16 protein-coding genes and 1 tRNA gene are annotated in these 15,600 nt (G+C 39.4%); 7 read left to right on the plus strand and 10 right to left on the minus strand.

What is annotated here, in order from left to right; translation table 11 throughout:
- Positions 1-86: 86 nt before the first annotated feature.
- The 3 genes from WAA15_RS05080 (at position 87) to WAA15_RS05090 (ending at position 2,521) form a co-directional block, all read left to right on the plus strand.
- Positions 87-782 carry a hypothetical protein gene (locus WAA15_RS05080; RefSeq protein ID WP_337041460.1) on the plus strand — a complete coding sequence of 232 codons (696 nt, stop codon included), beginning with the start codon at positions 87-89 and terminating at the stop codon, positions 780-782.
- Positions 783-878: 96 nt separating this feature from the next.
- Positions 879-1,229 (plus strand): YciI family protein, encoded by a 351-nt coding sequence (locus WAA15_RS05085; protein ID WP_337041462.1) that lies wholly within the window; start codon positions 879-881, stop codon positions 1,227-1,229.
- A 56-nt stretch (positions 1,230-1,285) separates the two neighbouring features.
- Entirely contained in the window at positions 1,286-2,521 is a 1,236-nt protein-coding gene (locus tag WAA15_RS05090) for an RNA polymerase sigma factor (protein ID WP_337041463.1), read from the plus strand.
- A gap of 69 nt (positions 2,522-2,590) precedes the next feature.
- Here WAA15_RS05090 and nusG read toward each other — a convergent pair whose 3' ends face one another.
- The 7 genes from nusG to WAA15_RS05125 all read right to left on the minus strand — a co-directional run bounded on the left by nusG (position 2,591) and on the right by WAA15_RS05125 (position 7,603).
- On the minus strand, positions 2,591-3,142 hold the full coding sequence (nusG, locus tag WAA15_RS05095; RefSeq protein ID WP_337041465.1) for a transcription termination/antitermination protein NusG: 552 nt from the start codon (positions 3,140-3,142) through the stop codon (positions 2,591-2,593).
- A 21-nt stretch (positions 3,143-3,163) separates the two neighbouring features.
- Positions 3,164-3,346 (minus strand): preprotein translocase subunit SecE, encoded by a 183-nt coding sequence (gene secE / locus WAA15_RS05100; RefSeq protein ID WP_337041466.1) that lies wholly within the window; start codon positions 3,344-3,346, stop codon positions 3,164-3,166.
- A 25-nt stretch (positions 3,347-3,371) separates the two neighbouring features.
- Positions 3,372-3,442, minus strand: a tRNA-Trp gene (locus WAA15_RS05105).
- Between the two features lie 217 nt (positions 3,443-3,659).
- A complete protein-coding gene (gene tyrS / locus WAA15_RS05110) occupies positions 3,660-4,979 on the minus strand; it encodes a tyrosine--tRNA ligase (RefSeq protein ID WP_337042166.1) in 1,320 nt (439 codons plus the stop codon).
- A gap of 132 nt (positions 4,980-5,111) precedes the next feature.
- Positions 5,112-5,813, minus strand: a complete 702-nt coding sequence (locus WAA15_RS05115) for a porin family protein (RefSeq protein ID WP_337041467.1) — start codon at positions 5,811-5,813, stop codon at positions 5,112-5,114.
- A gap of 65 nt (positions 5,814-5,878) precedes the next feature.
- A complete protein-coding gene (locus tag WAA15_RS05120; protein WP_337041468.1) occupies positions 5,879-7,072 on the minus strand; it encodes an S-adenosylmethionine:tRNA ribosyltransferase-isomerase in 1,194 nt (397 codons plus the stop codon).
- Between the two features lie 21 nt (positions 7,073-7,093).
- On the minus strand, positions 7,094-7,603 hold the full coding sequence (locus tag WAA15_RS05125) for a hypothetical protein (RefSeq protein WP_337041469.1): 510 nt from the start codon (positions 7,601-7,603) through the stop codon (positions 7,094-7,096).
- 179 nt (positions 7,604-7,782) lie between these two features.
- On the opposite strand from WAA15_RS05125, the gene WAA15_RS05130 reads away from it, so the two are divergent.
- From WAA15_RS05130 to purH, 4 genes are all read left to right on the plus strand, one after another.
- On the plus strand, positions 7,783-8,805 hold the full coding sequence (locus WAA15_RS05130) for a hypothetical protein (protein ID WP_337041470.1): 1,023 nt from the start codon (positions 7,783-7,785) through the stop codon (positions 8,803-8,805).
- Positions 8,789-11,257 (plus strand): hypothetical protein, encoded by a 2,469-nt coding sequence (locus WAA15_RS05135; protein WP_337041472.1) that lies wholly within the window; start codon positions 8,789-8,791, stop codon positions 11,255-11,257. The genes WAA15_RS05130 and WAA15_RS05135 overlap by 17 nt, the downstream gene beginning before the upstream one ends.
- The gene (locus tag WAA15_RS05140; protein WP_337041473.1) at positions 11,254-11,805 is read left to right on the plus strand and encodes a cob(I)yrinic acid a,c-diamide adenosyltransferase; all 552 of its coding nucleotides are present in this window, start codon (positions 11,254-11,256) and stop codon (positions 11,803-11,805) included. Before WAA15_RS05135 ends, WAA15_RS05140 begins: the two co-directional genes overlap by 4 nt.
- A gap of 362 nt (positions 11,806-12,167) precedes the next feature.
- Positions 12,168-13,688: a bifunctional phosphoribosylaminoimidazolecarboxamide formyltransferase/IMP cyclohydrolase gene (gene purH, locus WAA15_RS05145; RefSeq protein WP_337041475.1), complete on the plus strand. Its 1,521-nt coding sequence runs from the start codon at positions 12,168-12,170 to the stop codon at positions 13,686-13,688.
- Between the two features lie 42 nt (positions 13,689-13,730).
- Here the strand turns inward: purH and gmk are convergent, their stop codons facing one another.
- The 3 genes from gmk to WAA15_RS05160 form a co-directional block, all read right to left on the minus strand.
- Positions 13,731-14,333, minus strand: coding sequence for a guanylate kinase (gmk, locus tag WAA15_RS05150; RefSeq protein WP_337041476.1), 603 nt, complete (start codon positions 14,331-14,333; stop codon positions 13,731-13,733).
- Positions 14,334-14,441: 108 nt separating this feature from the next.
- Positions 14,442-14,741 (minus strand): zf-HC2 domain-containing protein, encoded by a 300-nt coding sequence (locus tag WAA15_RS05155; protein WP_337041477.1) that lies wholly within the window; start codon positions 14,739-14,741, stop codon positions 14,442-14,444.
- A 133-nt stretch (positions 14,742-14,874) separates the two neighbouring features.
- Positions 14,875-15,486 (minus strand): sigma-70 family RNA polymerase sigma factor, encoded by a 612-nt coding sequence (locus tag WAA15_RS05160; RefSeq protein ID WP_337041479.1) that lies wholly within the window; start codon positions 15,484-15,486, stop codon positions 14,875-14,877.
- Between the last annotated feature and the right edge of the window lie 114 nt (positions 15,487-15,600).

The raw sequence follows: 15,600 nt of genomic DNA on the forward strand, positions 1-15,600 counted from the left end.
TTTTTTATTTCGCCTCCGCCCCACTTATCAGATATAGTTTTATTTAATAAAAATGTCTTTATTTGTTACTTAAGTAAACAACCAAGATGAAAAAAAAGCTTACTGCAATTATTGCAATATTAGTAATAATATTAGCCGGCTATGGCTGCTGGTATTATTTTAAAAAAGCACCTAAACATAAAAAAAATCATGGAGTAGCCGAGTATGATACCCTTATACAGCCTGACCATTATAAAAAAATTCCTGTACATGATTTCAGCTATGTTGTCATTAAATGTGATTTAGGACCTGTAAAAGTATACATTAAACCAGATACAACTACTTCTCTTGAGTTCCACCGTTCGTTCATGAAATACACCGATATAAGTTATCAGGGAGATACCCTGATAATTCATACTTATAAAACTCCTGAATCAACAAAAGAAAACCCCATTTACCGACAGATTTACATCAATACATCCGATATGAAGTATTATCAGGCAGAGGCAACTCAGACCTTTTTTTCGGACATGAAACTTCCTCAATTAAAGGTTGATAACAGAAGTAGCTATATCAGATTTTATGAATGCGAAATTGGTCAGCTTGACCTAGCAACTAATAAATCGTGCAATTATGTACTTGACGATAATTGCTTTATAAATAAGGTCAGGGCTAACATTAACACTAATAGCTCTATGACTATGCTGGCTTACGTAGAAACCGAAATAGCTTTAAAGAACAAACAGCTTTACAATATTACTCTTAGCGACGAAAATATCAGGAAACTGAAACTCATTAAATAGCTGATGCAATTATTTCAATAAAATGATTGTCCAATCTGGGCAAGCTCACTTGTCATGTTATTGTAAAAACATTTTTAAACATTAACTTTTAAAAAGATGGACGAATACATTTTGATTTTCAGACATGAAAACGCAAGCGGAGTAGTTTCACCGGAACAAATACAAAGCTGGATGAAACAAACCATGGATTGGATTGGTGGCATTGCCGCCCAAAATAAATATGTAGGCGGGAATGGCCTACCCTTCGAAAACAGCAAAGTAGTAGGCTACAACAATGTGGTAACGAATGGGCCATTCGGAGATATTAAAGAAACCATAGGAGGCTATGTTATTGTAAGGGCGGAATCGATTGATGAAGCCGTTGAGTTTGCCAAAGGGGCACCTGTTTTGCAGGGCGAAGGCAACACAGTTGAAGTAAGAAAAATTGCCAAAGCCGATAGTGTTTAATAACAGCTTTGTTTTTTCGGAGAGCCTCTTGTATGAGAGGCTCATAACGCTAACCAATGAAACAGCAAGACCTAATACCGCACCTATTCCGAACAGAATTCAGGAAGATAGTTGCAGTCTTATCGAAGTTTCTGGGTATTGAATACATCGAAACTGCCGAAGACATCGCCAGCGATACTTTCCTGCTAGCTGCCGAAACATGGCCTTATCAGGGTTTACCTCCAAATCCAACAGCGTGGCTCTATACTGTGGCTAAGAACAAAGCCAAAAATCATACTATCCGAAAGCAGATTTTCAATGAAAAAATCGAGCTACAACTTAGTTATCAGGCAACACTAATCCATACCGCCGAAATTGACCTTTCTGATAAAAATATAAACGATAGCCAGTTGCAAATGCTATTTGCTGTTTGCCATCCGCTTATTCCTGTTGAAGCGCAAATAGGGCTGGCTCTGCGCGTTCTATGTGGTTTTGGTATTGACGAAATCGCCAACGCTTTCCTGACTAACAAAGAAACCATCAACAAGCGGCTTTTCAGAGCAAAAGAGAAACTACGCACCGAAAAAATAGCTATCGAATTACCTCCTGAAAAAGAAATACCGAAACGATTAGAAGCTGTTTTACGAACCTTGTATCTGCTTTTTAATGAAGGCTACTATTCTGAAACACAAGATACGGTATTGCGCAATGATTTCTGTCTGGAAGCTATGCGGCTCACTTACCTGCTTACTGAAAACGATTCGACCAGCAAGCCTGAGGTAAAAGCATTATTATCGTTAATGTGCTTTCATGCTTCCAGATTTGAGGCCAGAAAAAACATAAATGGCGAAATAATTCTTTATCATGACCAGAACGAAAACCTTTGGAACAAAGAATTAATCGAGCGAGGTGCTTACTTTTTGCATCAGGCTTCACAGGGTAGTCAAATATCCAGATACCATCTTGAAGCTAGTATTGCCTATTGGCATACTTTGAAGGCCGATACTCAGGAAAAATGGGACAATATCTTACAGCTTTACAATCAGTTATTAATACTTGAGTACTCGCCTATTGCGGCATTAAACAGAACATTTGCCCTTGCGAAAGTATACGGAAAAGCCACCGCTATTATAGAAGCTGAAAAACTGGCGCTACATGATAACCAGTACTATTTTACTTTACTGGGTGAACTATACAGAGAAATAAGCCCGCCCCAAGCCATAGCACATTTTCAGATGGCGTATCAATTAGCCAGAACAAAAGCAGATAAACACCTTATCAAACAACAGCTAGAGAGCCTACTGGCAACATAACTCAAAGCCTTATAAACAAAAATCCCTTCCGCAGAAGCAGAAGGGATTTTGTTCGAATAATATTTTGAATTACATTTTCTCTACCTGAATGTATCCTAGTTCAACTGGTGTGCTACGCCCAAATATTTTTACGCTCACACTTAGTTTTTTCTTATCTTCATTAATTTCCTCTACGGTTCCGTCAAAACCACTGAAAGGCCCGTCGATTACTTTCACGTTTTCGCCTTTTGTAAAGCTTAACGTCGGAGAAATTATTTCGCCGATTACTTCCTCTTGCACACCTAAAATACGGTTAATTTCAGATTGACGAAGTGGCTCAGGCGTTAAGGATGTACCATTGTTACGGCCCAGAAAGCCAATAACACCTGGCATACTTTTAATCATGTGCAGCACTTCACCATTGTTAAGGTCTGCATTGATAAGAATATAGCCCGGGAAGAAACTCTTCTCACGAACACGTTTTTTTCCGTTACGAACTTCTGTTATTTTTTCAGATGGAATTAAGATCGTAGGAACTAAATCACTTAATTTGCGACGAATAGCTTCATTTTCGATGTAGGATTTTATTTTTTTCTCCTGACCCGAAACTGCTCTGACAACATACCAATTTATTTCGCTCATCGTTAGCAAAAATTTAAGGTTTTAGATTGACCGGTAAAATAAATTAAGACCACTATCAATCAAAAAATCAATTACACCTACAACCAAGGCAAAAATAATTGAAGCTATCAGTACAAGTGTTGCACTTGATTGAAGTTCGCTCCATTTTGGCCATGTTACCTCTTTGGTTACTTCTTCCCAAGAGTTTTTGAAAAATTGTTGCATAAAATTTTATGTTCTAGAATACTTGCACGGGCACCAGGATTCGAACCCAGACCAAAGGTTTTGGAGACCCTCGTACTACCCTTATACTATGCCCGTGTATGTTACCAAAATAGCTTTGGGGTTGCAAAGATAGATACTTTTTTTATTCTTCACAAATACCCGCAATAAAATTATGGCAAATATTATTTATAAAATTCTGTTTTAGTACGCCGAAACTCCTGCTTGAGAAATACTGCTACTATTACAGATGTTTATTTAATAAAGTCAGCAGAAGTTTTGAGCTGCCGCTGACTTCAGATATTTTCCAGACAACTTAACCTACTTTAATAATATGGTTCTTTTTACCCTTGCCTACCAGTAAGTATTTTCCTTGCAGCAGTTGCAAGTCCGATACGCTGAGTTTTTCGTCTGTAATTTTTACTTTGTTAATGCTTACGCCATTACCCTGAATAGCCCTGCGTGCTTCGCCTTTTGACGGATACACTTCATTACGGGTTACTACCGAAATCAAATCTAGCACACTTGGGCAGTTTTGCCACTCTTCTTCTGTAATTTCAGTTTGTGGCACTCCTTCAAAAATACTTGTAAATGTATTTTCATCAAGGCTCTGTAAGGTTTCCAGCGTGGCTTTACCAAACAACACCTCCGATGCCTTTAAAGCCAATTCGTATTGGTCTTCGCCATGTACACGAATAGTTACATCTTTGCCAAGTGCTTTCTGGGCAATTCTTAAATGTGGTGCTTCGGCGTGTTGTTTTTCAATTTCTTCGATTTCTGCTTTTGAGTAAAGTGTAAATACTCTTAACAAACGAGGAGTGTCGGCATCTGACTGGTTTAGCCAGAACTGATAAAAAGTATACGGAGAAGTCATGCTTGGGTCGAGCCATACATTACCCCCTTCTGACTTCCCGAATTTGGTTCCGTCGGCTTTGGTTACAAGTGGGGTTGTCAGTGCAAATGCCTGATACGTATGGGCATCGTCTGTATTTTCTTCATCTGTAATTGACGACTCTTTACGTCGGATAAGTTCGGTTCCGGTAGTGATATTCCCCCATTGGTCGGAGCCTCCCATCTGAATCCGAACGTTTTTATTTTTATATAGCCAATAAAAATCGTATCCCTGTAATAACTGATACGAAAACTCGGTAAATGAAATACCTGTTTGCAAGCGATTTTTAACAGAGTCTTTCGACATCATGTAGTTAACCGTCAGGTATTTTCCTACTTCTCGCAAAAACTGTAAAAATCCGATTTCTTTAAACCAGTCATAATTGTTTACAATTTCTGCCGAGTTTTCTCCGCAATCAAAATCCAGAAATCTGGATAACTGCTTACGAATAGCCTCTTGGTTGTCTCTCAGGGTTTCTTCTGATAAAAACTGGCGTTCGGCCGATTTACCTGAGGGGTCTCCTACCATTCCGGTGGCTCCACCTACCAGCGCGATAGGCTTATGGCCCGACAATTGAAAATGCTTTAAAAGCATAATAGTTGCCAGATTTCCGATATGGAGCGATTTTGCCGTAGGGTCGAACCCGATATAAGCGGCGGTCAGTTCTTTACTCAGTTGTTCTTCTGTACCAGGCATGGCGTCGTGCAGCATACCACGCCAACGGAGTTCTTCAATAAAATTCATACTCAACCGATTCGTCGGCACGCCCACTTCGGTGGGAAATATTGAAACTATAATTAATAAGTGTGCCACGCTTTTATGGGCGTGGCACTAATCTTTTGCAAATTTACGAACGATTTAACAAATCATCATGAATTACTTCTTTTTTTTGCTCACACCGTGTTTTCTCCACCAGTTGTAATAATCGCTGAAATTATAAGTAGCCGAAATCTGTAAAGTTCTGTTCTGAAAGTTTAACGGAATAACCGATTTATCAGCCAATGTATAGGTCTTGTTAGTTGTATTTGACAAGCCGTGCACATAACGGATATTAATACTAAACAAATGAGCAATGTCAAGCATATCAATTCTTACCCCCGCAACCACATTAAAGTCTGTATTATTATAAGGCCCGTGTGAAGTGCCTGCGTTTAAAGCTACGCCATATTCGGGGCCGGCTACTACTGATATATTTCTGGCTACTTCGTAGCCGAACAATAAAGGTACACTTACATAACGGTAGTAGTTACGCAGAATAAGGTTACCTGTTTCGGCAAAATTAGTGCTTGCTTTGAAACTCCCACCTCTTACCTGATAGTATAACTCTGGTTGAACACTGAATTTATTGATGTTCCGACGATAGAACAGCCCGACATTAAAATCATTTCTGAACTTAGGTATAATGTTGGTCTGGTTATCAATAATAGAAGTTTTTGAAATGCCTGTGCCTACTTTGAAACCGTATTGGCTAAGGGGGCGTATCTGAGCAGATGACAATACACTAACGAAAACTAAAACAGAGGTAAAACCCCAGAAAAAAGTATTTTTTGTATGGCCTTGACTAAATAATTGTTTCATCAGCGAATATTAAAAGAGATTTTAGAATAGTGGTTTTTAACCATAACGAATTTTGATTGGCAAAATTACGGAATCAGTAGCGAAGAATCACCATAACTCAGGAAACGAAAGTTATTTTTCAGGGCAAAATCGTAAATTTTTCGCCAATCATCGCCTACAAATGCCGCTACAAGCAGAATTAAGGTAGAATCGGGCTGGTGAAAATTAGTAATTATTCCTTTACAAACCCGAAACTGATACCCGGGAAATATAAAAATCTCGGTTTCGCCAACAAGTTGTTCAATATTTTTGCTGTTCATATACTGCAATGTAGCTTGCAAGGAAGCCTCAATGCTCACAGCCTGTTTATCCTGATAAGGAAATAGTTTTTCTATAAAAAATGTCTCGTCTCCCTGCAATAGTTTCACCCCAAACCAGTACAGGCTCTCTAGCGAACGCATAGAGGTTGTACCCACAGGAATAACAAAAGTATGGTACTTCAATAACCTTTCAACAAAAGCTTTTTCAAACACAATCTGCTCAGAGTGCATCTGGTGTTCGACTACATTTTGCACCTTAATTGGCTGAAAAGTACCCGCGCCTACGTGCAGCGTAATGAAATCATAGTTGATGTCATGCTCCTCAAAGTCGAACAAAACTTTTTCGGTAAAATGTAAACCTGCGGTTGGGGCAGCTACTGCGCCATTGTTTTTTGAGTAAACAGTCTGGTAAGTTTCGTAGTCCTTTTCTTCTGTCTGGCGTTTCAGGTAAGGTGGTAACGGAATCTGCCCAAAATACTTTACAATTTCAGCAAAGGTTAGTGTGGCGTTATTCCATGAAAACCGCACATGATTTTTTTCACTATCGATGAGTTCGGCTTCCAGCACCAAATCGTCTGTTTCATGAATTGTATGTTTGCCTTGCAGTTTTCCTTTTAGCCGTTTTTTGTTGCCAATCATGCAAACCCATGTGCAGCTTTGTGTTGTTTCCATTACCTGCGAAATAACACTCGAAGGCTCAACCGGATTCAACAGGAATATTTCAATTAAAGCACCGCTGTCTTTCTGAAAGAACAAACGGGCCGGTATTACTTTTGTATTATTAAATACCAGAAAAGCATCTTTCGGCAGATACCCCACCAACCGATAAAACTTATCTTCCTTTATTTCTGACTGCTTGTATACCAACAGTTTAGAAACATCTCTTGGCTCGACGGGAAATCGGGCTATCCGCTCATCGGGCAAATGATACGTATATTTTTCTAAATCTATTTCTGTCATACACTTAGCCGGAAAAATGTACTAGGCTTCTTTACTTGAGGGATTAGTGTAAAGCAACCTGATAGGTAAATAAAAAATAATAATTAACAGAAGCGCAGCCCCTGCCATAACAAACCAGTCATAGTTAATATCAAGTTTCTGGTCTTCTGTGCGGTTAATGCGGCTCAGGGCTATCAAGGCAAAAACCATATAAGTATTTACCAGAGCTATGAAGGCATCGAACCAACTGTTTAATAGTTTTTTAAGTGCGTCTGAATCCTTCGCCCAAATGCTATTAGGATTTATCTGAGCAAAATTCAGTTTTTCGACCTGATTTTTCAAAAGGTTCAACAACAAATTAAAGACTATAATAACCCCAAACGAAATATAAAAGAAATCCTGTCGGTCGATATACCCATCTGGCCGCCCCGACGAGGTATGATGCACCGCCACATTATCAGGAAAAGTAAAATAGCATATAATTAACGTAACAGCCAGTAATGGCATAGAAACTTTACGCCAGAAATTAAAAAATATGTGTGATATTGACATTAGTGGGTAATTTTAGGTTATAAGCTACTTTATTAAACAACTACTTAAACAGAACATATCGTGTAGCGCGATTAGTTTTATGCCACAAAGTTAAAGCAGAGAATTAGATTTTTATTAAAAAAACTCATTTCATTCAAGAGATTAGTATCTTTGTTAAACTTTTTCGGTAAGCTATCTACATGCGTTTGTATTTGTTTTTGTTTTTATTGCTTTGTTTGGCTTGTGAGTCGGACACTCCTCCTAAAGATGTTACAAGAGCTTTTTATTACTGGAAATCTTCTTTTCAACTAAGCGAAAGCGAAAAACAAATGCTTACTGCCTGCAAGGTTAACAAGCTATATATAAAAGCATTTGATGTAGACTGGGATTTAACCCGAAACAAAGCCACCATAAAAGCTCCCGTACGTTTTGATGAGCCTATTCCGAAAAACATGGTGGTGGTTCCGGCTGTATTTATTACTAACCAGACACTTCAACGTACACCTGAAAAATATCTCGACTCGCTGGCAAGCCTTATCGATTCCCAACTGAGAAATAACTGGAAAGCACCGTCTTTTTCAGAAATTCAGTTTGATTGTGACTGGACTCTGAGCACAAAACTGAAATACTTTAAATTACTGGAACTCTTCAGGAAATACAGCGCAGAAAAAACTCTATCGGCTACCATCAGGCTACACCAGATTAAGTTTGCCCATAAAACGGGGATTCCGCCCGTTGACCGAGGAATGCTCATGTTTTATAATATGTCGGACTGGAAAAAAACACAGATTAAAAACTCTATTTATGACCTCGATGCGGCCTCACAGTATACGGCCACACTAAGCCAGTATCCGCTGGCACTTGACCTTGTTTTTCCCTTGTTTAACTGGGCAATTTTCTACCGTAATAATCGTTTCATGACAGTAGTAAACAAGCTAGGTAGCAAAGTGCTTGCCCAGCAGAATTTCCTACAAAAAGATGGCAACAGATATACTGTCTTGTATGATACGCAGGCCTTCGGGATTTCCTTGCGTAAAGGCGATATAATTCGGGCAGAAGAAGTTGAATACGAAGAACTTTTAAAAGGTTCTAAAGCATTAAGTAAACAAATTTCAACACAAAAACTTACATTTGCATTCTATTATTTAGACCCCAATACCGTATCTAATTACAGTCATGCCCAGCTTCAACAAATCTTTCTTTCGTTTGAGTTACCGAACTAAATCTATTATTATTTTATTCCTGATGGCCTGCGGCCCTATGCCCTTTGACTACGACGAGTTCAAGAGCTTTTTTTCGCCCGAGAGTGCCAGTAACGAAGCGCAGTTTCACCCTTATAATTTTACGTCTCAGTTTTTGTATGATACCACTGAATACTGGGACGACGAAGCAACTTCTCCGCCTGACCAGACAGAAAACACAAAAGCTTGGGCAAAATATGCAGGTGTGTCTGAAAAAATAGTTACTGACGAACTTTATCCGAACGAAGAGAACAAAAATACACTTGGCCTGAGTAGTGCTTTACAACAAAAAGGAAAAACCGAAGCCAGCGAGTATCTGATTCTGGCAAAAAAGATTGAAGCGGCCGACGGTGATTATGAGAACACCCCAAAAGCCAACTCCTCAGAATATGCAGACTGGCTAACCGACGTTGAGGGCAGGTACAGCCAGAGTAAAGATATTTTCGTGAAAGAAAGACTGGGGTATCAGGCTGTAAAACTGGCTGATATGATGGGCAATCCGCAGAAGAGTATCGAACTGTATCAGAAAATGGTAGAGCCACTTCAGGCTAAAACCTTTATAAGCGACTGGGCTCATTCGCGCGTGGCTGGGGCTTATATGCACGCCAAAGATTCAACTCAGGCTTATTATCATTTTTCACAGGTTTTTGTAACAGCTCCTACCCGACGCAAAGAAGCGCATTTGAGCCTGCGTATTTTTTTACCGAGGCTGAAAGACGAAGCCCTGAAACTTTGTAAAACCAATGCTGAAAAAGCTAATGTATATGCTGCTACGGCAGTACTTCCTTTTCAGGATGCTTTGCCAATGCTAGAAGAAATACGCGAGTTAGATGCCAAGCACCCAATGCTTGAATTTGTAATGGCTCGCGAAATTAACAAAAACGAATATTTCTTCTTTAATAACCCTGAAAGCCTGCAATATGACTTCTGGGGTTTAGATTCGCTGAAAAAGGTGAATATGAAAACTGATGCCCCAGGTTATTTTAATAAACTATTGGCTTTTTCGCTCGAATCAGCCGAAAAACCTGAGTTAAAACAGTCGCCGTTTTGGTATACTGCTGCGGCATATCTGACTTTCATAGCCAAAGACTACAAAAAAAGCCATGAATTAATTGCGAAAGCAAAGGCTATTCCGACTGCCGACAAGGGAATACAAGACCAGATTGGTATGCAGGAGCTGATTCTGGCAGTAACTGAATCGCCAACGGTAACGCCAGAAATGGAGCAAAACGTAATTCCTTTTCTGGAACGCTTTGCTCGTTCGGACAAGTTCAGAACAGCTAATAATTTCAATGCGGCCTGTAAAATTATGGCGGCCAAATACTTAGGGCTGAATGCTCCCGACGAGTTTTCGGAAGGCCAAAACGGGGTAGCATCTACTACAACAGCATCACCGAAAGAAAACGAATCGTTAGGCTGGCTTTCGGGTTGTTTTGGCAAAAAAGAAAAAGCTAAAGAAGGAACCAGTCAAACCAAAACACTTGTGACAACTGCCAGCCCCGAAAACAGAGCAAAGGCATTTATTCTGTCGATTCTGGCTTCTTCACAACTGGGGTACACTGCACAACGAGATGGCTGGGTAGATGTAGCCTCTTTTATGAGCAGTACAAACATGTATGCCATTGAAGATTCTACTTCTTCGGCTACTATTAATTATACACTCGATTTCTTTAATAAAAGTAAGCCTAGCGATTTTGACAAAAGGCTTGTAAAAATTACGAAACTAGATAATAACTATCTGTACACTGTATTGGGTCGAAGAGCCTTGTCTGAACATAATTATGCCAAAGCTGCCGACTCGTGGAAACATGTTTCAACATCAATCTGGCAAGATGAGCCTTATAAAACCTATTTAGATGTAAATCCTTTTCATTTAAATGGCTTGGGCGATGCCAACCCCAAACAGAGGGTAACGCCGCTGTCGTTTGCTCTCCGAATGGCCGAATTACAGGAAAAAGTAAACAAAAATCCAAACGATTATGAAAGTTGGTTGTTATTAGGCTGTGGCTCTTATAATATGAGCTACTTTGGCAATAGCTGGGTTCTGCTTCGCAGAGGCTGGAGTAGTGTAGAAGAAACCAACGAAAACGACGACTATTATACCTCTGAAAAGGCTTTACACTATTTCGATAAAGCCATGAAGACCGCACCTAACGCCGAATATGCAGCTAAAGCGTGTTATCTGGCAGCCACCTGCCAACAAATAAGATATGCCCTAGCTTCTCATGCGTTATATGACGATGACCTGTATTTACTTCCTGAGGCAGAACGAGAGAAAAAAGAAGCAGAAATAAAACAGACTTTATCAACTTTAAAAAAAGAAAAATATTCAACTTATCTGAATTTGCTCAAAACCAAGTATCAACAAACCAATTACGAAAATCAGCTAATTCAGGAGTGCAGTACTTATAAAGATTTTCTGGCAGGCAAATGAAAATTTACACTAAAACCGGAGACAAAGGAACTACATCGCTCGTAGGCGGCAGAAGAGTAAGTAAAGGAGATTTAAAAATTGAGTGCTATGGCACCGTTGACGAACTCAACGCATGGATAGGGTTGGTAAGAGACCAGCCCGTTAATGAAATGCGCCGCGATTTATTGAAAGAAATTCAGGACAGGCTATTTACTATTGGTGCAGATTTGGCCTCGGAACCTGAGCAGGTCAGAAAACGACCTATTCCGACTTTAACAGAAGCAGATATTGCTCTACTCGAAAATGAAATGGATAAAATGGATACCGAACTCCCTCCGCTCAGAGCTTTTATTTTACCGGGTGGGCATCAGTCTGTTTCATTTGCACACCTTGCACGAACGGTATGCCGTAGAGCCGAACGGCTCACGATTCGGCTAGGGGGCGAAGAAGAAGTAAATGCAACGATTATTAAATACCTTAATCGTTTATCTGATTATCTCTTTGTACTTTCACGTATGATGACGCAGGAACTACAAAGCGAAGAAATTACTTGGAAACCCCGTATGTAAACATAATTTTTTTAGGGCAAAAAAAATGCAAGTCTCCTTCCGAAAACTTGCATGAGTATAGAAACGCTCAGTAGCGAGGATATTTCGTTCCTCCACTACTTTACACCTGAAGAAATCTTTTTATCGAATTTGTATTTTTTCGGGATATTGCTTTTTTGAGCAAACTTATAACTCCCTCAATAAAGCCCTCAAAAGTCTATTTTTGGCAGCAATAAACACTATTTTTTAATGTTTATCGAAAAATGCTGTCGTATTGCGAAAAAGCACTAATTTTGCACTTTCGTTTTTTTTGCCAGACTTTCAAAAGATTGGCACAAGACCTTTACATTATTATCATAATACATTGCAAAAATCATTCCAAAATGACTAAGAAGATACAATCGGCTCTTATTTCGGTTTATTACAAAGATGGTTTAGATAAAATAGTTAAACTTCTTCATGAACACGATGTACAGATTTTCTCGACAGGAGGCACACAAAGTTTCATCGAAAATCTGGGTATTCCGGTTACAGCCGTAGAAGACTTAACCAGCTATCCGTCAATCTTTGGTGGGCGTGTTAAAACACTTCACCCTAAAGTTTTCGGTGGCATTCTTTACCGCCGCGATAATGAAGGAGATATACAAACGGCCGCTCAGTTTGAAATTCCGTCTATTGATTTAGTAATTGTAGATTTATATCCTTTTCAGGAAACAGTTGCTTCAGGCGCAAATGAGGAAGATATTATTGAAAAAATTGATATTGGTGGAATATCTCTGATTCGTGGAGCAGCTAAAAACTTTAACGATGTATTAATTGTATCGTCGCGTAATCAGTATGATGATGTGTATAATATTCTGCACCAAAAAGGTTGTGCTACTGACTTAGCCGACCGCCGCCGCTATGCCATGGAAGGCTTTGCCATGAGTTCGCAGTATGATACGGCCATTCATGCTTATTTCAGCAACGATGTATACACCACTGTTCAGAACTTTGCTGCCCTTCCGAAAAAAGAATTACGCTATGGCGAAAACCCGCATCAGGCCGCTACTTTCTACGGCGATTTAGACCAGATGTTTGAGCAGATTCATGGCAAAGAGTTATCGTATAATAACCTGATGGATGTTGAAGCCTGTGTGCGTTTAATTGATGAATTTAGCGAAACCTCGTTTGTAATTATCAAACATAACAATGCTTGTGGTGTTGCTTCGGCTCCGACAGCTAAAGAAGCCTATGTAAATGCCCTTGCCTGTGACCCCGTTTCGGCGTTCGGGGGGGTAATTATCACCAACACACATGTTGATGTTGCAACTGCCGAAGAGCTTCACAAACTTTTCTTTGAGATACTAATTGCCCCATCGTTCGATGAAGAAGCCTTAAGCATTCTGAAAAAGAAAAAAGACCGCCGTTTGCTTATCAGAAAACCTGTTGAGCTGAGCAAGAAGCAATTCCGTACGCTTCTGAATGGGGTATTGGAGCAAGATAAAGACAACGCAATTGAAACAGGCAAAGATTTTAAAGTAGCTACCGAAAAAGCACCAACCGAGGATGAAGTAAAAGCACTCGAATTTGCCCTGAAAATATGCAAACACCTGAAATCGAATAACGTAGTGTTAGCCAAAGATGGGCAGCTTTTAGCTTGTGGTGTAGGGCAAACCTCACGCGTGGATGCTTTAAAACAGGCCATTGATAAAGCAAAAACATTTGGCTTTGACCTGAAAGGAGCTGCAATGGCATCTGAAGCATTTTTTCCGTTCCCTGACTGCGTAGAAATTGCACACGAAGCCGGCATTACGGCTGTGGTTCAGCCCGGAGGCTCAATCCGTGACCAAGATTCAATTGATTTCTGTAACAAGAATGGCGTAGCAATGGTGCTAACAGGTGTAAGACACTTCCTGCATTAATAAAATAACTGTGGCACGGTTTTAGGCCGTGCCACTATTTAACTAAATCTCTAGAGGTTTTTTTTCAATTTTCAACTCGTTCCTTACAAAACTTTCGTAGAGGTCTTCGGCTTTTTTCCAAGAGGTTTCTATGTCATCATTTAGCAGAATCACATCAAATCTATTCTGGAACTCCATTTCAAATTTCATTTTATAGAGCCTTCTTGAAATACTATCTTCGCTGTCGGTTCCGCGGTTTCTGAGGCGTTTTTCCAATTCTTCCATCGACGGTACTTTTACGTAAATAGCCAAGGCGTTATCGCCAAAATACTTTTTCAGGTTTAACCCACCTTTTACGTCCACATCGAAAATCACATTCTTGCCTTCATCCCAAAGTCTTTCAATTTCCGACTTCAAAGTACCATAATAAGCACCCGGATACACTTCTTCCCATTCAATAAACTCTTCGTTATCAATTCTTTCCTTGAAGTCATGAATACTCAGAAAATAGTAATCTTTACCATTTTCTTCGTTACGCCCGCGTTTATCACGCGTGCAGGCTGAAATTGAAAAACCCAGATTCGAGTATTTATCAATCAGATGTTTCACAATGGTTGTTTTGCCCGAACCTGAGGGAGCGCAAAATATAATGGCTTTGCCTTTCATTGAAAATCATTTATGCCCTGCTTTGGCAGGGTGAGTAGCTAGAAAATTATCAAAAAAGCCATCAGATTTTAAAATCTGATGGCTGAATATCCTGCAAAGATAGTGAAATCAACAACTAAATAATAAATGATACAGTTTTACTTCTACAAACAAAAATCCTAATATCAACAAACCTAGCCCAATTTTCGATCTTATATCTATTACTGTTGATTGTGGGCAACATTTCTTTTCCATTTTTACCTGAAGAGCATCTTTAATACTTTTTTCAAGTTTGTAACCCTCTATACAAGGCAAGCAGTCGTCCATGTGTAATTTAAAATGTTCCATTTCGGCAGGGCTTGCCGACCCATCAAGTACAGCCTGTATCATCTGCATACACTTCTGATGATTTTCACACCTTTCTTTCATTGGTATAATGTTTAGGGGACAACATATTTTCCCTCAATAAAATGTTTTAAATATGCTTTCAGCACTTAGGGCTGTTGGCACGTTATTATAGAATTAATATCTCAATTTAATAGTCTTTTCCAGACCCGCCGCATCAGCTCTGCTCTGCCAGTTCGTCGGTTTTATAACCCATCGAAGAAGCATAGCTTTTCAGTTTTTCTTTCAATAAATTTCTCGCCCTATGTAATCTGGACCTTACCGTTCCGATAGGTATATCCAGAATTTTTGCCATTTCTTCGTAAGTAAAACCTTCGATGTCACAAAGGATAATTACTGTCCGAAAATCAACTGGCAAGCTATTCAATGCATTGGCTACTTCGTCGCCAATCATATCCTGCACAGTTTCAGTACGCAAGTCGGTGGTTGCCTCCATCTCGGCATCTTCAACCGAGTTGTAGGTAGTTTCAACGTCCTGATAATCAACTTTAGAAGGCTCTTTGCTCTTCTTACGATAGTCGTTAATGAAACTGTTTTTCAGAATTCTAAACAACCATGCTTTTGCATTAGTTCCACGTTCAAACGAATTGATAAACCGGAATGCTTTCAGGTACGTATCCTGTACAAGGTCATTGGCATCATCTTCATCATTTGTCAGGCGAAAAGCAAAGTTATACATTGAGTCAATGTGGGGCATGAACTCTTTATCAAAAACGGCGTATTTTTCTTTTTCAGAATATCTTTCTATTTCAATTATTTCTTCTTCCATAAGCCTAGTTGCTTTTTTATAAGACCTATAAATATTCATTTACAGGCGTTGTAGTAGCTTTATTATATACTCCCCCATAATTTCGGTAAAGTTACGAATTTTAGCAAGAAAAAT

Origin of the sequence: Emticicia sp. 17c, assembly GCF_037153985.1 — a bacterium.
Classification (GTDB): Bacteria; Bacteroidota; Bacteroidia; order Cytophagales; family Spirosomataceae; genus Emticicia.